The organism is Streptomyces sp. NPDC048441 (assembly GCF_043200235.1).
Classification (GTDB): Bacteria; Actinomycetota; Actinomycetes; order Streptomycetales; family Streptomycetaceae; genus Streptomyces.
On sequence record NZ_JBICXM010000001.1, the window covers coordinates 595714 to 620178 of the forward strand.

Genomic DNA, 24465 nt, shown 5'->3' on the forward strand with positions numbered 1-24465 from the left:
TTTGGGTTCAAACGAACTGGAGGAAGTCATGGCTCCCCCCACCCCCGCGAACACGGCGATCATCGCCGGAGTCCCCGTCGACACCCGGCACTGGATCGGCGGCGAACGCATCGCCTCCGCGTCCCCGATATCGACCCCGCCCTCGCCCTTGCCCTCGCCCGCCGCCCCCACCTTCACCGACCACTCCCCCCTGGACGGCACCCCGCTAGCCGAAATCGCCCGCGGGGGCCCCGAAGAGGCCCGCGCCGCCGTCGCCGCCGCCCGCGCCGCCTTCCCCGCCTGGGCCGCCACCCCGCCTCCCGAACGCGCCCGGCTCCTGCACGCCGTCGCCGACGGAGTCGAGGCCCGCATCGAGGACCTCGCGATCGTCGAGACCACCGACAACGGCGCCCTCCTGCGCTCCCACCGCCGCGGTGTCATGCCCCGCGTCGCCCACAACCTCCGCTACTTCGCCGACCGCCTCCTCGCCCTCGCCCACGACGACTTCGAGACCAGGGGCCACACGAACCACGTGAGCTGGGATCCGGCGGGCCCCGCAGTCCTCATCACGCCGTGGAACGCCCCGCTGATGCTGGCCAGTTGGAAGATCGGCCCCGCGCTCGCCGCCGGGAACACCGTGGTGCTCAAGCCCGCCGAGTGGACCCCGTTGACCGCCTCGCTCTTCGCGGACATCGCGCACGAGGCGGGGCTGCCGGCCGGGGTCTTCAATGTGGTGCAGGGGTACGGCGCGGAAGTGGGTGAGCCCCTGGTCGCCGACCCCGACGTGCGCCGGATCAGCTTCACCGGGTCCGTGCCCACCGCGCGGCGGATCGCCGGGGCCGCGGCCGCGCATCTGGTGCCGTGCAGCTTCGAGCTGGGCGGCAAGTCGCCGCTGATCGTCTTCGCCGACGCCGATCCGGAGCGTGCCGCCGATCTGGCCGTCGAGCAGTTCGACAACGCGGGGCAGGTCTGCCTCGCCGCCACCCGCATCCTCGTCGAGGAGTCCGTACGCGATGCCTTCCTCGGCCACTTTCTTGACCGGGTAACGAAGTTGACCCAGGGAGATCCGCGGGACGAGACCACGGACGTCGGGCCCAACATCCACCCCCGGCATGTGGAGCGCGTCGACGGATTCGTGCGCCGTGCGCTCGACGCCGGCGCGAAGGTGGCGATCGGCGGCGGCCGCAACGAAGAACTGGGCGGCAACTACTACCTCCCCACCCTCCTCACCGACGTCGCCCAGGACTCCGAGATCGTGCAGGAGGAGGTCTTCGGGCCCGTCCTCACCCTCCAGACCTTCCCCGACGGGGACGAGGACGAGGCCGTACGCCTCGCCAACGACACCCGCTTCGGCCTCGCCGCCACCCTCGCCACCGGCGACCGCGACCGCGCCGACCGGGTCGCCGTGCGGCTCGTCGCCGGGACCGTCTGGGTCAACTGCTTCTTCGTACGCGACCTCTCGGCCCCCTTCGGCGGCTCCCGCGAATCGGGGGTCGGGCGCGAGGGCGGCGACTGGTCCTTCGACTTCTACTGCGACCTGAAGAACACGGTGACCGCGCCGGAGCCGAAAGGACGGGCCCGCCATGGGTGAGATCGTCGGGGCGGGACTCCTCGCCCACGTGCCCACGATCGTGCTCCCCGAAGAGACGCGCAAAGAGCTCAACGAAGGCCGCGAGATCAGCCTCGTCCCCGGACTGCGACGGCTGCGCGAAGAAGTCTTCGAGTCGACGCTCGACTACGACACCGTGGTCGTCCTCGACTCGCACTGGGCGACCACGGTCGAGTTCGTCGTCTCCGCGCACGCGCGCCGTGCCGGGCTCTTCACGTCCGAGGAGCTGCCGAGGGGCATGTGCCGGATGCCGTACGACTATCCAGGCGACCCCGAACTCGCCGCATCCATTGGTGAGTTCGCCGACCGGCACGGCACCTGGATCACTCCGGTCGACGACCCGTACCTGCCCGTCCACTACGCCACGATCAACCTCTGGAAGTACCTGGGCGAGGGCCTCCCGGAGAAGAAGTGGCTCTCGATCGGCGTCTGCCAGACCGGCGACACCGAGGACCACCTGCGGCTCGGCCGCGCGCTCGCCGACGGGGTCGCCGCACTGCCCGACCGCCGCAAGGTGCTCCTCATCGCGTCCGGAGCGCTCTCGCACACCTTCTGGCCGCTGCGGCAGCTGCGCGACCACGAGTCGAGCGGGCCGTCACACATCCGTACGCCCGAGGCGCGGGCCGCCGACGAGCAGCGCATCGAGTGGTTCGAGCGCGGCGACCACGCGGAAGTCCTGCGCACGATGCCGGAGTTCCTCACCCACAAGCCCGAGGCGCGCTTCGCTCACTACCTGATGATGATCGGTGCTCTCGGAGAAGAGCGGTGCTCCGCGGCGGGCCGCGCCTACAGCGACTACGAGAACTCGGTGGGCACCGGCCAGATGCACCTGTGGTTCGACCGCCCGGCCGAGGGCTGGACCGGCACCCCCGAGAAGAGTGAGGCCTCCCTCGCATGACCACCACCGTCGAATACCGCCGCATCCTCCTCGAAGGCGCCGCAGTCCAGGTAGTGCGGGAGGGGGAAGAGCTGGTCGCCGCGGACGGCCGCCGCGTGAAGGCGGCGGAGGCGAGCCATCTGCCCCCCGTGCGCCCCTCCAAGGTGATCGCCGTCCACCTCAACCACCGCAGCAGGGTGGAGGAGTTCGGGATCGGCCTGCCTCCCGCGCCCACCTTCTTCCACAAGCCGATCTCATCCCTGAACGCGCACGGCGGCGCGGTCGTCCGCCCCGATGGCTGCAAGTACCTCAACTACGAGGGCGAGATCGGCATCGTCATCGGCGGCACCTGCCGCAACATCGCCCCCGCCGACGCGGGCGCGTACATCGCGGGCTACACCGTCGCCAACGACTACGGCCTGCACGACTTCCGGGACACCGACGCCGGTTCGATGCTCCGGGTCAAGGGCTCGGACACGCTCTGCCCGCTGGGCCCCGGCCTCGTCACCGGATGGGACTTCCACTCCAAATACCTGCGGACGTACGTCAACGGGGCTCTCGTCCAGGACGGTTCGACGGACGAGATGGAGTGGGACATGCACTACCTCGTCGCCGACATCGCCCGCACGATCACGCTGGAGCCGGGCGACGTACTCCTGTCCGGTACGCCGGCCAACTCCCGCCCCGTCAAGCCCGGGGACGTCGTCGAGGTCGAGGCCGAGGGCCTCGGCCGCCTGACGAACCGCATCGTCACAGGCCCGACGGCCATCCGCTCCGACGTCGGCGCCCAGCCCACGGAGTCCGAGGAGGTCATCTCGACGGCCTTCGGCGGCGACTGGGAGTTCCGCGGCGTACGAACGCCGCGCCGCCGCTAAGCCAACTATGCATGATATGAGGGGAGTTGAGATGCTCAAGGTCACCGTCGACGTCGACGTCTGCCAGGATCACGGGCAGTGCGTCTTCGCCGCGCCGGATGTCTTCACGCTTGATGAGGACGGCCACCTCACGTACGTCGGATCGCCCGACGAGTCGCTGCGCGCCGACGCCGAGGATGCCGCCGACGTCTGCCCGCTCCAGGCCATCAGGGTCGAGGGCTGACCCGCCGTGGCCTCGACGGGAATCGCCGTCGTCGGTGCGTCGCTCGGCGGGCTGCGGGCGGCGGAGCAGTTGCGGGCCGCGGGCTGGGAGGGGGCGATCACGGTCTACGGGGACGAGCCCCATCTCCCCTACAACCGCCCGCCGTTGACCAAGGAGGTCCTTGCGGGAGAGGTCCCGCCGCCCACGACCGAGCTGCGCCGCAGGCCGAGCGTCGAGGACGTGGAGTGGCGTCTCGGGCAGGCAGTGGGCTCCGCCGACCTGGGGGCGCGGACGCTGACGCTGGCGGACGGTTCGGTCCATGTGTACGAGGGTCTCGTGGCCGCCACGGGGGTGCGGCCACGACGACTCCCGTTGACCGGGGGATCGCCGCGGCACGTCGTACGTACGTTGGAGGACTCGGCAGGGCTGCGAGGTGAACTCCGCACAGGAACACGGGTGTTGGTGATCGGTTCCGGCTTCATCGGCTGCGAGGTGGCGGCCACGGCCCGCAAGGCGGGCTGCGAGGTGACGGTCGTCGCACCGGAGAGCGAGCCGATGCTGCTCGCGCTCGGCGAGGGGCTCGGCCGGGTGCTGCGGAGACGGCACGAGGTGCGGGGGGTGCGTTTCCGGATGGGATGCCTGGTGTCCCAACTAGCAGATGGATACGTGGTGTTGGACGACGGGAGTGAGTGCGCGGCCGATGTCGTGGTCGAGGCGGTCGGCTCGGTGCCGAATGTGGAGTGGCTGAGGGCGAGCGAGGGCGTCGGCCTCGACCTGAGTGACGGCATCCTCTGCGACGAGCACCTGCGGATCGGCGGGCTCGCGCACGCGGTGGCGGTGGGCGATGCCGCCCGCTTCCCCAACCCCCGCTACGGCCCCGCCGCGCGCCGCGTCGAGCACTGGTCGATTCCCTCGGACACCGCGAAGCACGCGGCCCGCGTGCTGGTCGCGGGTCTCGGAGGCACGGAGCACGGCCTGGCGCCATTCGCGCCCCTGCCGTCCTTCTGGAGCGATCAGTTCGGGATGCGGGTGCAGTCGTTCGGGCAGCCGGGCGTGGGGGAGCGGGCTCAGTTGCTGGCGGGGGATGCGGAGTCCGTGGACGGGGATGTGCTGTACGGGTACTACCGGGGGGAGCGGCTGGTCGGGGTCGCGGCGCTGGGGGGAGCGGGGGTGGTGGGGCTTGCGGGGCGGTATCGGGGGGAGCTGATGGTGTTGCCGGAGGTGGTGGGTTGAGGGGGAGGGGCCACCTAGCACTCCCCCCCCAGGCCCAAGATTGCCGCTGCCGCTATCGCTATCGCCCACGCACCCGAGGCGCCCCACCGGAGAAGTCGTCCCACTGTAGAAGTCGTCCCACTGTAGAAGTCGTCCCACCGGAGAAGGAGAGCCCCATGCCCCCTCGCGCCCGCCCCCGCGCGCTCCTCATCCACCATAGCCACGTCTCCTCAGCCGGGCACGTGGCCGAGCGGCTCGCCCTGCGCGGCTGGGAGCTGGACGAGATGACAGTCGTCCCGCCCCACCGCTACGAAACGCCCGACGTGGACCCCGATTTCCCGGCAGTCACGGATGCTGCGTACGACCTTGTCGTGCCCCTCGGTGCGCCCTGGTCAGTGGACCGCATCAACACGTGGATACCGGCCGAACTGGACCTTCTCCGCGAAGCGCACACCGGTGGCGTCCCGGTCCTCGGCATCTGCTTCGGCGGACAGGCGCTCGCCACGGCGCTCGGCGGGTCGGTCGAACGGGCCCCGCGCTTCGAGCTCGGCTGGTCCGAACTGGACACGAGCGCGGCGGAGCTGGTGGGGCGTGGGCCATGGTTCCAGTTCCACGGTGACCGGTGGAAACTGCCGGACGGCGCACGCGAGCTCGCCCGCAACGACGTGGCCTCGCAGGCCTTCGTATGCGGGCGTTCCATGGGCGTGCAGTTCCATCCGGAGCTGACGGCGGACACGCTGCAAGGGTGGCTGGACAACGGCGGCCTGGCGATCGCCGAGGAGGTGGGCGTCGACGCGGCCCGCCTCGTGCGGGAGGTGCGGGCCGACGAGGAGGGCGGCAGGGCGCGGGCCTTCGCCCTGGTGGACGCCTTCCTCGACCACGTGGCCCACGCCTGAGCCTCCCCGGCAGGAGTTGCCCGCCGTACGGCTCCTCAGCACGCCGGCGGGAGCGCTCCGCGACCCGGAGTTCTCATGCTCACCGGAGATCTGGCCGGAACTCCCTTCCTCGCCAGGGTGCGCGACCTGCGCTGCCGTACAGATGAGCGGTGGAGCGGGGCAGGGCCCGAGGCCGTCAGCCTGTGGCTCGGCGAGCGCGCGGGCCTGGTCGGGGCGGGTGCGCCGGTGGTGGAGCACCTCTACCCGCCCGACAGGGCGGCGGAACGGCTCGCCGCGCTCGGCGCGTGACGGGCGCGCGACCGTCTCGTCGCGCGTCCGGATGCTGACATCAGGCCGCTTCAAACGGCGTGATTCTCGCCACCCCTGATAGGCGTTGCGCTCAGATGAGCGTTTGATGGGCGGCTGCACTTCTCCAAGGGGTGGCACTCAGTGCCACTGCTCGATCATTCATTAGGTGAACTCACATCTGAGAATCCTCTGCTCATCTGAGCGAATCGCAGGTTATGCTGAGGGTAAGTCTTCAATACTTGAACGCATAAGCGACCGCTTGGCTACTCCCGAGTTACTTTCGATCTACTGGCGGACGGGTGGTTACAGCCGTATGACGCACAAGTGGACGTACCCAGGTGCCTTCGATCTGGGTATGTTCCTCGCCGTCAGGGCAGCCACCGAGTCCTCGAGGAGTCGAGACCCGTGTCGGAAAACAAAGATCCCCACGTAGCGCAGAGCGATGCGAGCGACAGCGATGCGAGCGATGCGGCCGTGAAGTTCGTCTACGACTTCACCGAGGGCAACAGGAACCTCAAGGACCTTCTCGGCGGGAAGGGCGCGAACCTCGCCGAGATGACCAACCTCGGGCTGCCCGTCCCTCCGGGCTTCACGATCACCACCGAGGCCTGTAAGACCTACCTCGCCAGCGGCGAGGAGCCGGTCGAGCTGCGCGACGAGGTGAGTGCGCACCTCGACGCCCTCGAGCACCAGATGGGCAAGAAGCTGGGTCAGGCCAATGACCCGCTGCTCGTCTCGGTCCGCTCGGGCGCCAAGTTCTCGATGCCCGGCATGATGGACACCGTCCTGAACATCGGGCTCTCCGACAAGTCGGTGACGGGCCTCGCCAAGCAGTCCGGCGACGACCGCTTCGCGTGGGACTCCTACCGCCGCCTCATCCAGATGTTCGGCAAGACGGTCATGGACATCGACGGCGAGCTCTTCGAGGACGCCCTCGAGGCGGCCAAGGCGGCGAAGAAGGTCACGGTCGACACCGACCTCGAGGCCGCCGACCTGAAGAAGCTGGTCACGAAGTTCAAGAAGATCGTCAAGACCGAGGCCGGGCGTGACTTCCCGCAGGACCCGCGCGAGCAGATGGACCTCGCGATCCGCTCGGTCTTCGAGTCGTGGAACACCGACCGCGCCAAGCTCTACCGCCGCCAGGAGCGCATCCCCGGCGACCTCGGCACCGCGGTCAACATCTGCTCGATGGTCTTCGGCAACCTCGGCCCGGACTCCGGCACGGGCGTCGCGTTCACCCGCGACCCGGCCAGCGGTCACCAGGGCGTGTACGGCGACTACCTCACGAACGCGCAGGGCGAGGACGTGGTGGCGGGCATCCGCAACACCGTCCCGCTCGCCGATCTCGAGCAGATCGACAAGAAGTCGTACGACCAGCTCATGCAGATCATGGAAACCCTCGAGACGCACTACAAGGACCTGTGCGACATCGAGTTCACCATCGAACGCGGCCAGCTGTGGATGCTCCAGACCCGCGTCGGCAAGCGCACCGCCGGTGCCGCCTTCCGCATCGCGACGCAGCTCGTCGACCAGGGCCTGATCGACGAGGCCGAGGCGCTGCAGCGCGTCAACGGCGCGCAGCTCGCGCAGCTGATGTTCCCGCGCTTCGACGAGGAGGCGAAGGTCGAGCAGCTCGGCCGCGGTATCGCCGCGTCACCCGGTGCCGCGGTCGGCAAGGCGGTCTTCGACTCGTACACGGCCATCAAGTGGTCGCGTTCGGGCGAGAAGGTCATCCTGATCCGCCGTGAGACCAACCCCGACGACCTCGACGGCATGATCGCCTGCGAGGGCATCCTCACCTCCCGCGGCGGCAAGACGTCGCACGCCGCCGTCGTCGCCCGCGGCATGGGCAAGACGTGCGTCTGCGGCGCCGAGGAGATCGAGGTCGACACCAAGCGGCGTCGCCTGACGACCTCCAGCGGTGTGGTCGTCGAGGAGGGCGACGTCGTCTCGATCGACGGCTCGACGGGCAAGGTGTACCTGGGCGAGGTGCCCGTGGTCCCCTCGCCGGTCGTCGAGTACTTCGAGGGCCGGATGCACGCGGGCGCCGACGACGCCGACGAACTGGTCGGCGCCGTGCACCGGATCATGGCGTACGCGGACCGAGTACGCCGCCTGCGTGTCCGGGCCAACGCCGACAACGCCGAGGACGCCCTGCGCGCCCGCCGCTTCGGCGCCCAGGGCATCGGCCTGTGCCGCACCGAGCACATGTTCCTCGGTGAGCGCCGCGAGATGGTCGAGCGCTTGATCCTCGCCGACGCGGACGAGGCACGCGAGGAGGCCCTGAAGGAACTCCTCCCGCTCCAGAAGCGCGACTTCGTGGAGCTCTTCGAGGCGATGGACGGCCTCCCGGTGACGGTCCGTCTCCTGGACCCGCCGCTGCACGAGTTCCTCCCGGACATCACGGAACTCTCCGTCCGGGTGGCGTTGGCCGAGTCCCGCAAGGACTCCAACGAGAACGACCTGCGCCTGCTCCAGGCCGTGCACCGCCTGCACGAGCAGAACCCGATGCTGGGCCTGCGCGGCGTACGCCTGGGCCTCGTCATCCCCGGCCTGTTCACGATGCAGGTGCGGGCCATCGCCGAGGCGGCGGCGGAGCGCAAGAACGCCAAGGGCGACCCGCGCGCGGAGATCATGATTCCGCTCGTCGGTACGGTCCAGGAGCTGGAGATCGTCCGCGAGGAGGCCGAGCAGGTCATCGCGGAGGTCGAGGCGACGACCGGCATCAAGCTGAAGCTGGCGCTCGGCACGATGATCGAGCTGCCGCGTGCCGCGCTCACGGCGGACCAGATCGCGGAGGCCGCCGAGTTCTTCTCCTTCGGCACGAACGACCTCACGCAGACCGTCTGGGGCTTCTCGCGGGACGACGTGGAGGCGAGCTTCTTCACGGCGTACCTGGAGAAGGGCATCTTCGGAGTCTCCCCCTTCGAGACCATCGACAAGGACGGCGTGGGCAAGCTGGTCAAGGACGCGGTCAAGGCAGGACGCGCCACCCGCCCCGACCTGAAGCTGGGCGTCTGCGGCGAGCACGGCGGCGACCCGGAGTCCGTGCACTTCTTCCACGAGGTGGGCCTGGACTACGTCTCCTGCTCCCCGTTCCGGATCCCGGTGGCCCGGCTCGAGGCGGGGCGCGCGGCGTCGGAGTCGGCGGGGAGTGACCACCGGTAGTCCTGACGGGCCACCGGCACAACTCCGGGGCCGACGCCGTGTCCCCGACCCTCACCGATGCGGCGTCGGCTCCGGTTCACCATGAAGGGGCAGCACCCTGTGCGGGGGTGCTGCCCCTTCGGGCGTTCTCCGCGATGTTCCGTGTCTTTCTGGTGTTGGCCGACTCGGCGACCAGGGCGAGTGCCGCCGACGACGTCGACCACTCGGCGAGGTAGCGCTGCATCCAGTCCGTGACCCCCGCCAACTCGGCCGGTGTCGGCACGTGACCGTCCTCGATGGACAGGTAGAACAGCCAGTCGTGGATGCGGCGGCGGATGAACTCCCGGAATCCCTCCGCCTTGAGCTTGTCGATCTCCGGCAGTAGTCCGTCCGACCACTGCTGGAACTCGGCAGAACCGGTCACCTTCCCCGCGATCTCGTCCACGAGGGCGACCACCGCCGTCTTGGACCCCATTTCGTTGGGGTCGCGCAGGATCGTGGCCACGATCGCGCGGTCTCGGTCGCGGCTCTCCGAGGAAGCCGTCACCGAGACGACGCGTAGGTACGCGGACGTTCGGGCGTGGTCGTCCGCGACGGCTTCGTCGACGTCCACATCGAGGATGCCGGCCTCCGCCAGCAACGCGGCCACATCGGAATGCAATGTCATCGCTTCATCCCATCAGATTTCGCCCTCAGGCACGCTACGTCTTGACCTGTCTTGACCTGTCTTGACCTGCGCAGGAGTCGGAACCAAGCAGTTGATCTCGGATGCCTGGCATGTCAGGCATCCGATCGTGGCGCCTTGCGTGGAAACGTGGAAACTCGACGGATTGTCGATGGATTGTCGACGGATTCGGGCACGGCCGAAACACGTTGCGGGTCGCTGCCACGCATCAGAACCTGGCTGGACGACCGAACGACCGAGCGTGACCGGCCTCGTGGGGACGGTCACACGGTCACACACGGGGACGAGGGGACATGCTCATGTTCAAGACCGCGGCGAATCCAAGCGCCGGCCGCAGACGCGGCAGTGGAGATTCAGGAGTAACAGGCATTCGCAGGCTTCTCATTGCCGCCGCTGCCGGAATTCTCGCGATCGTCGGGCTCAGTGTGCCCCCCGCCGCGACTGCGGCGCCGTCGGATCTCGGCACAGGTGCGGTGTTCAGCAAGCCGGGTGGCACCGAGGTCAAGAACCAGCTGATCCGTCTGATCGACGGTTCCGAACACGGCTCGATCTACCTGACCACCTTCCTCTTCCGGGACAAGGACGTCGCCGAGAGTCTCACCGAAGCCGCTGAGCGGGGCGTAGGCGTGAAGGTCATCGCCGACTATCGGAGCCTCAACAAGCATCCGAACGTCTACAAGGCTTTCGACAAGGCGATGAAGGACGACGGCAAGGACTCCACCTGGGCGAAGCTCTGTTCCAAAGGTACGGGGTGCATCGGAAACAAGGGCTCCGCGTTCCAGCACAGCAAGTTCGCCCTGTTCTCCAACACCCTGAGGCAGTCCAAGGTCACCTTCATCACGACCGCGAACCTCACGGGCAACGACACCGTGGGCGGCATCGGCGGCTGGAACAGCGCCTATACGCGAGTCGGCAACGACGGCCTCTACGACCGAATGCACGACTTTTTCTACGACCTCAAGGCGGAGAAGAAGAACGACGACTACTACAACACGAACAAGCCGGACACGGACAAGAACGTCAAGACGTATTTCCACCCGCGGCAGGGCGCCAATACGTTCGTCAACATCCTCGAGGGCGTGGACTGCAATAAGGGGGCGTTGATCCGGATCGACAGTTGGTGGCTCGCGAAGACGGACATCGCCAAGAAGCTCTGGGAGATGGGGCGGACGGGATGCGGGGTGCAGATCGTGGCCAACCAGATCTCTGAGGGCGCGTGCAAGGCGCTGACCAAGAAGGACGGCGGCTACGACGGCCCGCAGATCCGCGGCTTCGCCGCCGGAAAGCGCGAGCACGGCACTCACGGGAAGAACATGACGATCGTCGGGAACTACCTCGACAAGAACCGGCACATCACCTTCACCGGCAGCGCGAACTTCACCCCGTCGTCGCTGGAGGAGAACGACGAGGTCACCGCGCGGATCGCGGACAAGACCATCCACAACCTGTACGCCGACAACATGGTGGACATCTGGAACAAGGCGACCGTCCGCGACAGGGACTGCAAGAAGCTGGCCCCGGCCGACACGAAGGCCGCGGCCGAGGCCGAAGAGGACAGCTGATCCCGGATCCACCGGACAACGGGTTGACCGGCTTCTGAAGACGAAGACGACTGGATCACTCAGTGCGGGGGATCATGCGTGGGTGCCCCCGATCGAAGCAGCAGCCCGTGACCTGGAGGATCTTGCTGTTCTCTGGAGTGTCGGCGAGACCCGTGCGAACGACGTCGTCCGCACTGCCTGCGAGGCACTCGTTGCCGGGCTCGACAGTCCGGGGCTCCGTATCCTCGCTGCGTGCACGCGCAGCGAGGCGGAGTATGACGTGCCCGATCTCCTGCCCGCCGCTCTCGATGAGCTCGGCCTCGCGTTCTACCCGCGCGACAGCGAGGCCGGGCGGGAAGCCGCCGTGAGGGCGCTCGCACACCAGATGCTGGCGGGCAGGCTGACACCGCGTGAGCTTGCCGTGCGCATCCACCAGCGTTTTGGCCATCAACTGCCGCTGGCTGAGCGGCTCGCCGAGCTCGACGATGAGTACGACATCCTCGACTACGGGGACCGGGCGCCGGCCCAGATCGATGCCGAGGTCACGGCCGAAGCCCGCCGGCTGACGTCGGACGCCTGAAGACAAGCGTCGGATACTGCCGGACCGGGGGCCACGCCGTCGCGCGTGCGGAGACTCCAAAGGCTATGCCTGCGTGCGGCGGACCAGCCTGCCGAGATCACCCAGTACCTGGAGACGTTCGAGCGGTTGCGCCGCATGGCCGTCTACGGCGTCGCCGCGCGAGCTCTGATCGTGAAGGCCATCGAAGCCCTGCACCGACCCGGCTCCGGCGGAGGGGCCAGGGTGCCATAGGGGTTCCCTATAGCACCTGCTGACATTTGGTCTTTGCCTCTCGTTCTTTGCCATACGTACGGTGAAGCAGCTCGGCGAGGTGCTCACCGCGATTTCTCTGAAGATTCGCGCTCTGTGCAAGTCGATCCGTATTCCGTATTCCGTCGAGCGGACAATTCTTTCGCGATCGAGAGGGCCGATGGCATGACCACGAACGAGAACGTGTCGGAACAGGGAACAGGAACGGGAACAGGAACGGGAACAGGAACGAGAACAGGGGAACTCGCGGGAAAGCGCGCCCTCGTCACGGGTGGTTCCCGTGGAATCGGAGCAGCCATCGTGCGCCAACTCCTGGAGGCAGGCGCCGAGGTGCTCACGACTGCCAGGTCAGCGACGAGCACGGTGCCGGAGGGTGCCACCTTCGTGGAGGCCGATGTGCGGACACGGGGCGGCGCGGAGGCGCTTGCCGCGGCTGCGCAGGAGACGCTCGGCGGGGTGGACATCCTGGTTCACAACGTGGGTGGGGCGCGACCGCACAAGGGCGCTCTGGCCATCCCTGACGAGGAGTGGCAGGACGCGCTCGACCTGAACTTCCTGGCGTCGGTACGGCTTGACTCGCTGCTGGCACCGGGGATGCGGGAACGGCGCTCGGGGGCGATCGTCCACGTCTCCTCGGCCGCGGTCCCCACCGTGGCGCCACCGTTCCTGCACTACACCACGGCGAAGGCGGCGCTGGACAACTACAGCCGGGGGCTGGCCGCCGAGCTGGCCCCGTTCGGTATCCGGGTCAACACCGTCTCGCCCGGCAGGACCGCCACCCCCGGCGGCGAAGCGACGCGGGAGCAGTGGGCGCTCCTGAACTCGGGTCCTGGCCAGGACACCACCGCCCCGCCGCTGGGGCGCGATGGTGAGCCTGACGACATCGCCCACGCGGTGCTGTTCCTGATGACCGGCCGGGCGGGCTGGCTGACCGGGAGCAATCTCGTCGTGGACGGCGGCGAATTCCCCAGGGGGTGATGCCGAGATCGATATCAATGTCGAGTTCGGCGGCATCCGAAACGCCAGTGTCAGGCATCACGAAAGGTCACACACATGGAATTGCAAGGAAAGACCGCACTGGTCACCGGCGGTACTTCCGGCATCGGTCTGGCAGCCGCCCGACTGCTGGCCCGCGCGGGTGCCGAAGTCGTCATCACCGGCCGCGACGCCCAGCGCGGCAAGAACGCCGCGCACGCCGCTCAGGAGGACGGTGTGGTCCGCTTCATCCCATCCGACTTGGCCGACTTGGACTCGGTCGCCGAACTGGCACGCCAGAGCGGTCCGGTCGACATCCTCGTCAACAACGCGGGCGCCTTCCCCACCTCGCTCACCGTCGAACAGAGCGCGGCGGGCTACGAGCAGGTCTTCGACACCAATGTCCGCGGACCGTACTTCCTGGTCGCCGCGCTGGTGCCGCACATGCTTGAGAAGGGTGAGGGCGCCATCGTCAATGTCACCTCGCTCGCGGCGTTCAAGGCCTTCCCCGGCGGCTCGGTCTACAGCGCGTCCAAAGCTGCTCTGTCCTCGCTGACACGTACGTGGGCGGCGGAGTTCGCCGATGGCGGCGTACGGGTCAACAGCGTCTCTCCCGGTCCGACCCGCACCGAAGGTGTGCTGGCCGCATGGGGTGAGGAGGGCAACGAGGGCGTGGCCAAGGAGCTGGGGATCAAGCGGACGGCCAAGGCACACGAGATCGCCGAGGCGATCTGTTTCCTTGCCTCTCCTCGTGCCAGTTACATCACCGGCACCACGGTCCACGTCGATGCCGGTGGCACCGTCTTCTAGCTTCTAGCTTCTAGCGGGCGCGGACTCGGACCAGGTCTCCCTGCGCAGGAGTTCAAGGAGGGCCGTCTCCGCCGGGCCCGCGCCCTGCCGGAGCACGGCGATGACGGGCTGCGGCACGGCCGGGAGCACCGGGCGTACGAGGTGCTCGTGGCCCTGGGGCACCGCGGAGGACGGGACCAGCGTCACTCCGAGGCCGTTGGCGGCCCAGCGCACCGCCGTCGCCGTCTGAGAGACGCGGGCTGCCGTGGTCGGGGTCAGGTCGTTGTTCCGCAGCACGTCAAGCAGTACGCCGTCGAGCGCGCTGTCGCGGTCGAACCTCACCCACTGCTCCCCCTCAAGTTCGCGCAGCTCGACCCGGTCCGCGGCCAGCAGCCGGTGCCCGGCGGCGAGGACCACGACGAACTCCTCGTCGCCGAGGTGGTGGGCATCGGCAGGGGTCCGCTCGCACGCCGCCATCAGCGCGAGGTTCAACACGCCCCGGCGGCACAGCCGCTCCAGCTCGGCGGAGCTCGGCTCCTCGAAGACGGAGACCTCGAGGCGGGGGAAGCGGCGCCGCAGTGCGGCGAGGGCCCCCGGCAGCTGCCGGGTGCCGAAGCCCATCTGCGCCGCGACCACCAGCTCGCCCACCAGCTCATCGGCACTGGCCCGCGCCGTCTCCCTCGCCCGCCGCGACGCCCTCACCGCGACCTCGGCCTCCCGCAGGAACGCGCGCCCGACCACGGTGGGCACAAGGCCGGTGGGCGTGCGGGCGAACAGCTCCACGCCGAGTTCCCGCTCCAGGCCGCGGATCTGCTGGGACACCGACGGCTGAGCGACGTGCAACAGCTCCGCCGCCGCCGTCACCGAGCCCTCCTCGGCAACGGCCAGGGCGTACTCGTACTGACGAAGGCTCATCGGCGCCCGTCCCCTCCTTGCTGTGGACCGCGGTCCACCCCGTTGGAATCATTTGGATCTTTGAAACCTTTGAAATCGTCGTAAAGGTAGGTAACCCAGTTCTGTCAGCGGACATTCCCGTGGAAGCGGCGGATCCTGTTCGATCTCGTTGGTTCCCTTGTGGTCGTGGGGAGTTGAGTGGTGTAGTCCACTGCCATGACGAACCTCTCCCGTCGCACTCTCATCACCGCGACAGCCGTCGCGGGAGCCGCCGTCGCCCTACCGTTGGCGTTGCCGTTGCCCCCTGCTCAGGCGGCGACCCGGGGCAACCCCCGCCCCTCCGTCATCCCCGCCCTCCAGGAGTGGGACGGCGGCGACGGCGCGTACCAGCTCTCCGCAGCTGATACGCGTGTCGTCGTTCCGGCTCAAGACGCCGGGCAACTCATGGGCCTCGCACGTCAGTTGACCCAGGACATCGCCGACATCACCGGGCTGAAGATCGCCGCGCCCCGCACCGCCGCCACCGGGCGCTCTCGCCCCGCTCGCGGTGAGGTCCTCCTCCGTCTCGACCCGGCCGCCCGGCACACCAAGGGCGGGCAGCTCTACGCCCGCGAGGGGTACGAGCTCAAGGTCACGAGCGACGCCGTCACCATCACCGCGCCCGCCTACAGCGGCGTCTACTACGGCACCCGCTCCCTCCTCCAGATTCTTCTGCACGACGAGCGCCGCTCCCGCGTCCCTGTCGGCACCGCGCAGGACTGGCCCAACTACCGGCTGCGCGGCTTCATGCTGGACGTCGGGCGGCGGTTCTTCACGCCCGGATTCGTGCGGGACTACCTGCGTGTCATGGGGTGGTTCAAGCTGAATGATCTCCAGCTGCATCTCAACGACAATGAGATCAAGGCACCCGGCGGCGACTGGAGCAAGGCCTACGACGCCTTCCGGCTGCGCAGTGAGAAGAGCGAGTGGGACGGGCTCGCCGCGCCCGACGGGTCGTACTCCCGTGCCGACTGGGACTCCTTCGAGGACACCGCCGCCCTGCACGCCGTCCAGCTCACCCCCGAGATCGACGCCCCCGCGCACTCGCGCTCCTTCGTACGCTTCCGGCCCTCGCTCGGGCTCGACGGCGGCAACTCCGATCACCTCGACCTCGCCAAGCCCGAGACGACGGCCTTCATGAAGGAGGTCTTCGAGGAGTTCGTGCCGTGGTTCCGCAGTCCTGAGGTGCACTACGGGGCCGACGAGTACACCGGGCCCGAGGCCCAGTACCGCGGCTACTTCAATGACATGGCCCGGCATGTGCGGTCCCTCGGCAAGCATCCGCGCGCCTGGGGGAGTCTCACCGAGATGGCCGGTTCGGCCGAGGGGTATGACCGGGACGTCACCGTCCACAGCTGGAACAACGGCTGGTACGGGCCGCAGGCCGCCAAGGCCGACGGGTACGAGATCGTCAACACGAACGACGGGCTGTTGTACGTCGTCCCGTTCGCCGACTACTACCACGGGCACGGACTCGACGGCCGCTACCTGTACGACAGTTGGGAGCCGCATGTCTTCCCGGGCAAGGAGAGTCTCGCCCCCGGCGACCCCGCCCTGCGCGGCGCGATGTCCGCCGTCTGGAACGACCTCGTCCACGCCACCTACACCCAGCAGGACGTGCACGGGCTCATCGAGAAGACGTACGGCACGCTCGCCCAGAAGATGTGGAGCGGCGGCTCCCAGTCCCTCTCCTACAGCGCCTTCACCGCGCTGCTGCGGCGCGGCTCGCTGGGGCCGGGGCTGACCACGGTCACCCCGACTCTCGCCGAGCCCGACCAGATCGCCTTCGGCGCCCCCGCCACCGCATCCTCCGGCGCGCATCCCTCGTACGCCACCGACGGCAACCCCGTCACCCACTGGACCAGTGGCAGCGAACGGGGCGGTCCCTGGCTGCGGGTCGACCTCGGGGAGGTGCGCGATGTGGCGCGGGTGCGGATCGACTGGGGCAGCGAGCACGGGCGTTCGTACGACATCGAGGTCTCCGGGGACGGCAGCGGTGGAGGGGGCGGTGGGTGGCGGCGCGTCGCCGCGCGCCGTGGGTTCGGTCAACCCGGCTGGGACGAGCTGGAGTTCGGTGCCGAGAAGGCGCGATACGTGCGGGTGCGGGGGCGTGAGGAGGGGCGCGCCCGGTGGGACGTGTGGTCGGTTCAGGTCTTCGACATTCCCGATCTCGCTCGCGGGAAAGCCGCGTCCGCTTCCTCCGCCGAGACCGCGTCCCTTGGTGCCGAGAACGCCGTCGACGGGGATCCGTCCACTCGGTGGGCCTCCAAGTACACCGACGGCGAGTGGCTCGCCGTCGATCTGGGAGAGGCGCGGACCGTGCGCCGCGTCGTCCTCGACTGGGAGGCGGCCGCCGGGCGCGACTACGACCTCCAGGTCTCGGACGACGGGGCATCGGGGTGGCGGACGGTCGCCGAGCGGCGCGGGCGGGACACGGCGGGCGTCGACGTCGTGGACATCGAGCCGCCCGTCTCCACGAGGCACGTACGGATGCAGGGCGTGAAGCGGCAGACGACGTACGGCTATTCGCTGTATCGGTTCGAGGTGCGGGGGTAGGACCTCGCCTCTTCCGCTTCCGCCGAGGGCCTGCTCCGTCCCGCCGGGAGCGGCGCGGCTTGACGGTGAGGCTGTGCGGGGGGTCTTTGAGGTGTCTGAGTTGCGGTAGGGGGACCCCCATGACGGGCCAGAAGGGGGGAGAGGCTCACCCGTCGAAATCAGGGCTGATCTTCGTCAGTCCCTCCGACGCCTCCCAAAGCCGTTCCCCTGCCGTGTCGTCCCGCGTCCACTTCGCCCGCCACGACTTCGCCGGTGAACCCTGCCAGCCCAGGAAGCGGGGGCCCGTGAAGGAGTCCGGGCGGATGCCGGGGGCCGTGGCCGCGTACAGGGTGGGGAGTGCGCCCGCGGTCGCCGGCTGGGCCAGGATGCGGTTGCCTATCGACACCACGCGCTCCACGGCCTTGCGGCCCTCCATCTTGGGACCGGCGGACTGGAGATTCGTCTCCGCGTAGCCGGGGTGCGCGGCTGCCGCCACGACGTCCGAACCGGCGGCGGCGAGTCGGCGCGCAAGCTCGTGGATGAAGAGGAGGTTCGCCGTCTTGGAGCGGCCGTAGGCGATCCAACGCCGGTAGTTCCGCTCGCTGTTGAGATCGCCGATGTCGATGTTCGCCAGGGCGTGGAGTCCGCTGGACACGGTGACGACGCGGGCGCCCGGCGTCCGCAGGAGGCGGGGCAGGAGCAGGCCCGTGAGCGCGAAATGGCCGAGGTGGTTGACGCCGAACTGCGTCTCGAAACCGTCCGCCGTCTGCCGGTAGGGCAGCGCCATCACGCCCGCGTTGTTGATGAGCAGGTCGAGACCGTCGCCTCGCTCATCGCTGTCGTCGCTGTCGTACGACGCTGCGAACTCCCTTACCGAGTCGAGGTCTCCGAGGTCCAGGCGCCTGAACTCGGCCTCCGCGCCCGGGACTTCGGTCCGCAGCCGCTCCAGCGCACGCGTACCCCGTTCGCCGCTGCGGCAGGCGAGGATCACGCGGGCGCCACGGCGGGCGAGTTCGCGTGCGGTGACATAGCCGATGCCGCTGTTGGCGCCGGTGACCACGGCCGTGCGGCCGCTCTGGTCGGGGATGTCGCTCGCGGTCCAGCCCGTCATGACGCCGCTCCCTCTGTTTGGGTGCACACCTGTTCTTACCCGAGAGTAAGGGGTGCGAGCCTACGGCAGGAGGTCAGGCGGCGGCACCCCCGTCGATCACCAGGTCCGCGCCGACCACCGACGCCGATTCGTCCGACGCGAGGTAGAGCACGGCAGCAGCGACCTCCTCGGTCCTTGCGACCCGGCCGAGCGGCGTCGCGGTCTTCATGCGCTCCGTGCGCTCGGCCTCGCTCTCGCCCTGGCGCAGCGACATGCTGGTGTCCGACGAGCCGGGGCTCACGGCGTTGATCCGTATGCCCTCCCGTATGTACTCGGCCGCCGCACCCTTGGTCAGCGCGGAGACGGCCGCCTTGGTGGCGCCGTAGCCGATGGTGCCGGGGAGGCGGATGTGGGGGCCGAGGGTGGAGGAGATGTTGATGATCGCCCCGCCGCCCGGCTGCGTACGCATCTGCCGCACCTCCGCCTGGAGGGCGAGCAGGACACCGGTGACGTTGATGTCGAGCATCGTCCGCCAGTCCTCTTCGGGCAGCTCCGCGACCGGCTGCCCCGCACGCAGGACGCCCGCGTTGTTCACGGCGACGTCCAGGGAGCCGAACCGCTCGACGGTGGCGTCGACGAGCGCCGCGAGGTCCGCGGAGCTCGAGACGTCGGCGGTGACGGCGACCGCGGTGCCGCCGGCGTCCTCGATGAGCCCCACGGTCTCCTTGAGCGTGCCCTCCGTGCGCCCGGCGACGACGACGTTCGCGCCCTCGGCGGCGAGGGCGAGCGCTGTCGCGCGGCCGAGACCGGAGCCGCCGCCGGAGACGAGGGCGGTGCGGCCGGAGAAGCGGTTGCGCGGTGCTGAAGAAGCCAGCGTCATGACAGAGCTCTTTTCTTGAACGATCGGTTCAGTATGAGGGCATGGGAAAGAGAGGGAGGGGGGAGGCGAGGTAGGGGTGGCCTAGGTGGTGGCTCAGTCGAGCAGCGTCAGCGCCTGCTCCGTCGCGTCCCGCACCCGCGCGGGATCCTTCGACGCCTTGCCGACCACGCGCAGCCCCTGCATCAGAGTCAGGAGCATTCGCGCGATGGCGAGCGGATCACGGTCGTCCGGGAGCTCGCCCTGCGCCTGTGCGCGGACGAGGGCGGAGTGCAGCAGTGTCTCTATGTGCTCCCAGCTGCGCTCCACGCAGCGGGCGGCCGCCTCGTCGTGCGGGCCCAGTTCGGACGCCGTATTCGTGATGAAACAGCCGATCAGGCGCCCGTCGTCGGATCCTGACTCGCCGCCGAAGCGACGTACCACCGCGCGTACGGCGGGCAGTGCGGGCCCCGGCTGCGAGAGCTCGGCGAGCAGGCGCGGGTTCTGGAGCCTGGCGTACCGCTCCAGCGCCTTCAGGTACAGGTCGTGCTTGTTGCCGAACGTCGCGTAGATGCTGGCGCGGCCGATGCCGAGGCCCTCGACGAGATCCGCCATCGACGTCGCCTCGTAGCCGCGCTGCCAGAACAGCTCTAGGGCCGACTGGAGCGCGGCGTCCGGATCGAATTCCTTGGTCCTGGCCACAAGGGAAGGTTACGTCGTATTGGAACGTACGGTCAAGTAAGCCGGTCAAGTAAGTCGGTCAAGTAGCCCGGTCAGGTCACGCCACTCGTATCAGGTCACGCCACTCGTATCAGGTCACGCCACTCGTACTGCGTGCGTGTCCAGCGTCACCGAATCGTCGTCGAGGCATCGCCCCGTCTCCAGGTCGAACCGCTGCTTCAGAAGCGGCGACGTGACGAACGGCCGCCCCCCGTCCGCGCCGAGCAGCCCGCGGGAGAGCACCGCGGCGCCTGTGAACGGGTCGCGGTTGTCGACCGCGTACGCGCGACCCGTGCGGTCGATGAAGAGCGCGGCCTGGCGGCCGTCGGGGAGGAGGGCGGCGATGCCGCGGCCCGGCTGGAGGAGCGCGGGGTCGCAGACGTCGAACCAGCCGTCTCCCAGGCGGAGTTGAACAAGTGTCGAGGCAGAGTTGGTCGTCAGGGCAGTACTCATCGGGATGCGGCACCTTCCAGGTCGCGGGGGCGGGAGCCGATACTCAGAAGCGGCAGGTCCGGCTTGATCTGGTCCCGCTCGGGGACGAAGCTCACCGTGGGGTCGGGGACGTCCGGCGCGTTCACGAAGGACACGAAACGCGCGAGCCGTTCGGGGTCGTTGATGGTCTCGGACCACTCGTCGCGGTAGTGCGCGACGTGGTCCGCCATCAGGGTCTCCAGTTCGGCACAGATGCCGAGCGAGTCATGGACGACCACATCGCGTACGTGGTCGAGGCCGCCCTCGATCCGCTCCAGCCACGTCGATGTGCGCTCCAGACGGTCGGCCGTGCGGATGTAGAACATCAGGAACCGGTCGATGAGGCGCACCAGTTCGGCGTCGGACAGGTCCTGCGCGAGCAGGTCCGCGTGGCGCGGGGTCGCGCCGCCGTTGCCGCCCACGTACAGGTTCCAGCCGCTCGACGTGGCGATCACGCCGAAGTCCTTGGACTGGGCCTCCGCGCACTCGCGGGCGCATCCGGAGACGGCCGACTTCAGCTTGTGCGGGGAGCGCAGGCCCCGGTAGCGCAGCTCCAGGTCGATCGCCATCCGCACCGAGTCCTGTACGCCGTACCGGCACCAGGTCTGCCCGACGCAGGACTTCACCGTGCGCAGCGACTTCCCGTACGCGTGGCCCGACTCGAAGCCCGCGTCCACCAACCGCGTCCAGATCAGCGGGAGTTGCTCGACGCGCGCGCCGAACATGTCGATGCGCTGGCCGCCGGTGATCTTCGTGTAGAGCCCGAAGTCCCGTGCCACCTCGCCGATCACGATCAGCTTGTCCGGGGTGATCTCGCCACCGGGGATGCGCGGCACGACCGAATAGGAGCCGTTCTTCTGGAGGTTGGCGAGGAAGTGGTCGTTGGTGTCCTGGAGCGATGCCTGCTCGCCATCGAGTACGTAGCCGTCGGCGCCGATCGTCGGAGCGAGTGAGGCGATGATCGAGCCGACCGTCGGCTTGCAGGTCTCGCAGCCCTCGCTGCCGCGTGCGGTCTCCCGGCCGTGGTCGTCGAGGAGTCGGCGGTAGGAGGTGATGCCCAGGGTGCGGACGATCTCGTACAGCTCCTGGCGGGTCTGCTCGAAGCAGCCGCACAGGCCCTTGTCGATCTCGACGCCCGACGCCGCCAGCTCGTCGTTGACCAGCTGGCCGAGCACCTTCACACAACTGCCGCAGCCCGTACCGGCCTTGGTGCACTTCTTGACCTCGGGCACGGTCGTGCAGCTGTGCTCGGTAACGGCGCCGCGGATCGAGCCCTTGGTGACGTTGTGGCAGGAGCAGATGACCGCGGAGTCCGGTAGCGAGGAGGGGCCGAGCGCCACCGGGCCGCCCGCGCCCGCGGGGAGCACCAGCTGCTCGGGCGAGACCGGCGGCACGCTGCCGGTCATCGGCCGCAGCACGCCGTAGGAATCCGCGTCGCCGACCAGGACACCGCCGAGCAGCTCGCCGCCCGTGCCGATGACCAGCTTCTTGTACGTGCCCGAGCGCGAGTCGGAGTAGACGACGTCCAGGCAGTCGGGGGTCGCGCCGTGCGCGTCGCCGAAGGAGGCGACGTCCACGCCGAGCAGTTTCAGCTTGGTCGACAGATCGGCGCCGGTGAAGCTCGACTCCTCCGTGGCGATCGCGGCGGCGACGGTCTCGGCCATTTCATATCCGGGCGCGACGAGCCCGTACACCCGGCCGTCCGAAGCCTGCGCGCACTCGCCGATCGCGTACACGGCGGGGTCGCTGGTGCGGCACTGTTCGTCGACGGTGATGCCGCCGCGCTCGCCGACCGACAGGCCTGTGTCGCGGGCCAGTTGGTCGCGGGGGCGGACGCCTGCCGAGAACACCACCAGATCGGTGGGGATCTCCCGGCCGTCCGACAGCTTCATCGCGCTGACCGCGCCGTCGGTGCCGACGATCTCCTGGGTGCCGACGCCCGTGTGCACGGTCAGGCCCATGCCGGTGATGGTGCGCAGGAGCGCGGCGCCGCCGCCTTCGTCGACCTGTACCGGCATCAGGCGTGGCGCGAACTCCACGACGTGCGTGTCGAGTCCGAGTCCGCGCAGCGCGCCCGCCGCCTCCAGGCCGAGCAGCCCGCCGCCGACGACGGCGCCGGTCGTGGCGTACGTCTTCGCGTACTCCTCGATGGCGAGCAGGTCCTCGATCGTGCGGTAGACGAAACAGCCGGTGGTGTCCTTGCCGGGCACGGGAGGCACGAAGGGGAAGGATCCTGTCGCGAGCACGAGCGTGTCGTACGCGAAGGTCTGCCCGGAGCGCGCGGTGACGGTCTTCGCGTCGCGGTCGATCGTCTCGGCGGGATCGCCGACGTACAGCTCGATTCCGTGCTGCTCGATGAACTCCGGCTCGGTGAGGGAGAGTTCGTCGGGTGTGCGGCCCGCGAAGTACGAGGTCAGCTGTACGCGGTCGTAGGCGGGGCGCGGCTCCTCGCACAGGACGACCACGCGGTGCGTGGCGGTGAGACCGCGGGCGGCGATGGCTTCGAGGAAGCGCTGGCCGACCATGCCGTGCCCGACGAGGACGATGGCGGGGCGCGCGTCCTGAGCGTCCCGCGCGTCCTGAGCGTCCCGCGCGTCCTGCGCGTTCGGGGCGGGGGTGTCCGTGGGCATGTCAGAGGCCTCCGTCGTGTGTGAGCAGGTGGAGCAGGGGGCTGCCGTCGTCGGGCAGCGGGTCGTCGGCCTCCCAGGCGCGGGCGAGCGCGCCGACGGCGGTGAGCTCGCCGAGCAGTACGCCGCCGACGAGCCGGTCGCCGCGCACGACGACCTTGCGGTACGTGCCGCGGGTGGCGTCCGTGAGCTGGACGACGTCGTCGTCGGGACGGTGGTCGGGGTCGCCGAAGGTCGCCAGATCCAGGGGAGTCGAGCCCGGCAGCGCGTTGTGCAGGGTGAGACGGGTGAGGGCGCGGGTGCCGGCATAGGGGCGCGCGTCCTGCGGGGAGAGCAGGGCGTCCGCTAGCGCGTCGGCCTGTTCGAGCGCGGGCGCGGCGAGGCAGCGGGCCTCGCCGGAGTGCTCGGCGCAGTCGCCGATGGCGCGGATGTGGGGGTCCGATGTGCGCAGCTCGTCGTCGACGACGATGCCGCGGCGCACGTCGAGCCCGGCGGCCTGGGCGAGCCCCGTGCGGGGGCGGACGCCGCAGGCCAGGACGGTGAGGTCGGTGCCGAGTACGTATCCGTCGGCGAGCTCGACCGACCGGACGGCGCCTTCGGCCTGCCGCACGCCGCGGACCCGGCACTCGGTGTGCACTTCGACGCCGAGGTCGGTGAGGTGTTGCCGTACCAACGCACTCGCGGCCGGGTCGAGCTGCCGCTCCATGAGCCGGTCGCCCTGCTGGGTGAGGACGACCTGGGCGCCACGCACGGCGAGCGCGCGGGCCGCCGATACGCCGAGCAGCCCGCCGCCGATGACGACGACGCGGGTGCCGGGCCCCGCGGCCTCGGACAGGGCGAGACAGTCGTCCATGGTCCGGAAGGCGTGCACGCCGCGCGGCAGCTCGGCGGCACCGGGCTCGAAGAGACCGCGGAGGGGAGGAAGGACGGGGTTCGAGCCGGTCGCGAGCACGAGGGTGCCGTACGGGACGACACTGCCGTCCGCGCAGTGCACGATCCGGTCCGTGCGGTCGACGCGGACGGCACGGGTGCGCAGGATCTCGCCGGGGGCGGAGGGCAGGCCGATGACCTCGGGCCCGTACCGCCCGGCGAGGACATCGGCGAGCAGCACACGGTTGTACGGCGCATGCGGCTCCTCCCCGATGAGGAGGGCCCCCGGGGTCGTGCCGCCCCCGCCCCCGAGCCGCTGGGCGAGCTGGGCACCGGCGAGGCCGGTGCCGATCACCACCACGCGTGCGTTCGGGCCGGAGTTCGAAGGGGTCATGTACGGCAGAGTGCGCGGCCGGTGTTACCCGACCGCATCCGGTCTGTTTCCCGGCGGGAACGCTG

The 24465-nt window shown here is 69.5% G+C and carries 22 protein-coding genes; 14 read left to right on the forward strand and 8 right to left on the reverse strand.

What is annotated here, in order from left to right; translation table 11 throughout:
• Positions 1 to 28: 28 nt before the first annotated feature.
• From ACGFSB_RS02630 to ppdK, 8 genes are all read left to right on the forward strand, one after another.
• Positions 29 to 1570 carry an aldehyde dehydrogenase gene (locus tag ACGFSB_RS02630; RefSeq protein WP_393392924.1) on the forward strand — a complete coding sequence of 514 codons (1542 nt, stop codon included), beginning with the start codon at positions 29 to 31 and terminating at the stop codon, positions 1568 to 1570.
• Positions 1563 to 2486 (forward strand): 3,4-dihydroxyphenylacetate 2,3-dioxygenase, encoded by a 924-nt coding sequence (locus ACGFSB_RS02635; RefSeq protein ID WP_393392926.1) that lies wholly within the window; start codon positions 1563 to 1565, stop codon positions 2484 to 2486. The genes ACGFSB_RS02630 and ACGFSB_RS02635 overlap by 8 nt, the downstream gene beginning before the upstream one ends.
• Positions 2483 to 3340 (forward strand): fumarylacetoacetate hydrolase family protein, encoded by an 858-nt coding sequence (locus ACGFSB_RS02640; protein ID WP_393392929.1) that lies wholly within the window; start codon positions 2483 to 2485, stop codon positions 3338 to 3340. Before ACGFSB_RS02635 ends, ACGFSB_RS02640 begins: the two co-directional genes overlap by 4 nt.
• A 16-nt stretch (positions 3341 to 3356) precedes the next feature.
• Positions 3357 to 3563 carry a ferredoxin gene (locus ACGFSB_RS02645; RefSeq protein WP_393392932.1) on the forward strand — a complete coding sequence of 69 codons (207 nt, stop codon included), beginning with the start codon at positions 3357 to 3359 and terminating at the stop codon, positions 3561 to 3563.
• A 6-nt stretch (positions 3564 to 3569) separates the two neighbouring features.
• Positions 3570 to 4775 (forward strand): NAD(P)/FAD-dependent oxidoreductase, encoded by a 1206-nt coding sequence (locus ACGFSB_RS02650; protein ID WP_393392934.1) that lies wholly within the window; start codon positions 3570 to 3572, stop codon positions 4773 to 4775.
• 155 nt (positions 4776 to 4930) lie between these two features.
• On the forward strand, positions 4931 to 5650 hold the full coding sequence (locus ACGFSB_RS02655; RefSeq protein ID WP_393392937.1) for a type 1 glutamine amidotransferase: 720 nt from the start codon (positions 4931 to 4933) through the stop codon (positions 5648 to 5650).
• Positions 5651 to 5725: 75 nt separating this feature from the next.
• Positions 5726 to 5938, forward strand: a complete 213-nt coding sequence (locus tag ACGFSB_RS02660) for a hypothetical protein (protein ID WP_393392940.1) — start codon at positions 5726 to 5728, stop codon at positions 5936 to 5938.
• 405 nt (positions 5939 to 6343) lie between these two features.
• The gene (gene ppdK / locus ACGFSB_RS02665) at positions 6344 to 9106 is read left to right on the forward strand and encodes a pyruvate, phosphate dikinase (protein WP_393392943.1); all 2763 of its coding nucleotides are present in this window, start codon (positions 6344 to 6346) and stop codon (positions 9104 to 9106) included.
• A gap of 76 nt (positions 9107 to 9182) precedes the next feature.
• On the opposite strand, the gene ACGFSB_RS02670 is transcribed toward ppdK, so the two are convergent.
• Positions 9183 to 9752: a hypothetical protein gene (locus tag ACGFSB_RS02670; protein ID WP_393392945.1), complete on the reverse strand. Its 570-nt coding sequence runs from the start codon at positions 9750 to 9752 to the stop codon at positions 9183 to 9185.
• 491 nt (positions 9753 to 10243) lie between these two features.
• On the opposite strand from ACGFSB_RS02670, the gene ACGFSB_RS02675 reads away from it, so the two are divergent.
• The 5 genes from ACGFSB_RS02675 (at position 10244) to ACGFSB_RS02695 (ending at position 13925) form a co-directional block, all read left to right on the forward strand.
• Positions 10244 to 11332, forward strand: coding sequence for a phosphatidylserine/phosphatidylglycerophosphate/cardiolipin synthase family protein (locus ACGFSB_RS02675; RefSeq protein WP_393392948.1), 1089 nt, complete (start codon positions 10244 to 10246; stop codon positions 11330 to 11332).
• An 82-nt stretch (positions 11333 to 11414) separates the two neighbouring features.
• Entirely contained in the window at positions 11415 to 11891 is a 477-nt protein-coding gene (locus tag ACGFSB_RS02680; protein ID WP_393392951.1) for a hypothetical protein, read from the forward strand.
• Between the two features lie 45 nt (positions 11892 to 11936).
• Positions 11937 to 12122 carry a hypothetical protein gene (locus tag ACGFSB_RS02685; RefSeq protein WP_393393874.1) on the forward strand — a complete coding sequence of 62 codons (186 nt, stop codon included), beginning with the start codon at positions 11937 to 11939 and terminating at the stop codon, positions 12120 to 12122.
• A gap of 183 nt (positions 12123 to 12305) precedes the next feature.
• Entirely contained in the window at positions 12306 to 13118 is an 813-nt protein-coding gene (locus ACGFSB_RS02690; protein ID WP_393392953.1) for an SDR family oxidoreductase, read from the forward strand.
• A 75-nt stretch (positions 13119 to 13193) separates the two neighbouring features.
• Positions 13194 to 13925, forward strand: coding sequence for an SDR family NAD(P)-dependent oxidoreductase (locus ACGFSB_RS02695; RefSeq protein WP_393392956.1), 732 nt, complete (start codon positions 13194 to 13196; stop codon positions 13923 to 13925).
• Positions 13926 to 13928: 3 nt separating this feature from the next.
• On the opposite strand, the gene ACGFSB_RS02700 is transcribed toward ACGFSB_RS02695, so the two are convergent.
• On the reverse strand, positions 13929 to 14819 hold the full coding sequence (locus tag ACGFSB_RS02700; RefSeq protein WP_393392959.1) for a LysR family transcriptional regulator: 891 nt from the start codon (positions 14817 to 14819) through the stop codon (positions 13929 to 13931).
• Between the two features lie 195 nt (positions 14820 to 15014).
• Between ACGFSB_RS02700 and ACGFSB_RS02705 the strand changes: the two genes are divergently transcribed.
• Entirely contained in the window at positions 15015 to 17393 is a 2379-nt protein-coding gene (locus ACGFSB_RS02705; RefSeq protein WP_393392962.1) for a discoidin domain-containing protein, read from the forward strand.
• 145 nt (positions 17394 to 17538) lie between these two features.
• Here the strand turns inward: ACGFSB_RS02705 and ACGFSB_RS02710 are convergent, their stop codons facing one another.
• From ACGFSB_RS02710 to ACGFSB_RS02735, 6 genes are all read right to left on the reverse strand, one after another.
• Positions 17539 to 18483: an oxidoreductase gene (locus tag ACGFSB_RS02710; protein WP_393392965.1), complete on the reverse strand. Its 945-nt coding sequence runs from the start codon at positions 18481 to 18483 to the stop codon at positions 17539 to 17541.
• 73 nt (positions 18484 to 18556) lie between these two features.
• The gene (locus tag ACGFSB_RS02715) at positions 18557 to 19342 is read right to left on the reverse strand and encodes an SDR family NAD(P)-dependent oxidoreductase (RefSeq protein ID WP_393392968.1); all 786 of its coding nucleotides are present in this window, start codon (positions 19340 to 19342) and stop codon (positions 18557 to 18559) included.
• A gap of 93 nt (positions 19343 to 19435) precedes the next feature.
• Positions 19436 to 20020, reverse strand: a complete 585-nt coding sequence (locus tag ACGFSB_RS02720; RefSeq protein WP_393392970.1) for a TetR/AcrR family transcriptional regulator — start codon at positions 20018 to 20020, stop codon at positions 19436 to 19438.
• Between the two features lie 114 nt (positions 20021 to 20134).
• Complete coding sequence (gene nirD / locus ACGFSB_RS02725; protein WP_393392973.1) at positions 20135 to 20491, reverse strand: nitrite reductase small subunit NirD; 357 nt, start codon at positions 20489 to 20491, stop codon at positions 20135 to 20137.
• Positions 20488 to 23034: a nitrite reductase large subunit NirB gene (gene nirB / locus ACGFSB_RS02730; protein WP_393393788.1), complete on the reverse strand. Its 2547-nt coding sequence runs from the start codon at positions 23032 to 23034 to the stop codon at positions 20488 to 20490. The genes nirD and nirB overlap by 4 nt, the downstream gene beginning before the upstream one ends.
• Positions 23035 to 23140: 106 nt before the next feature.
• On the reverse strand, positions 23141 to 24400 hold the full coding sequence (locus ACGFSB_RS02735; RefSeq protein WP_393392976.1) for an NAD(P)/FAD-dependent oxidoreductase: 1260 nt from the start codon (positions 24398 to 24400) through the stop codon (positions 23141 to 23143).
• Between the last annotated feature and the right edge of the window lie 65 nt (positions 24401 to 24465).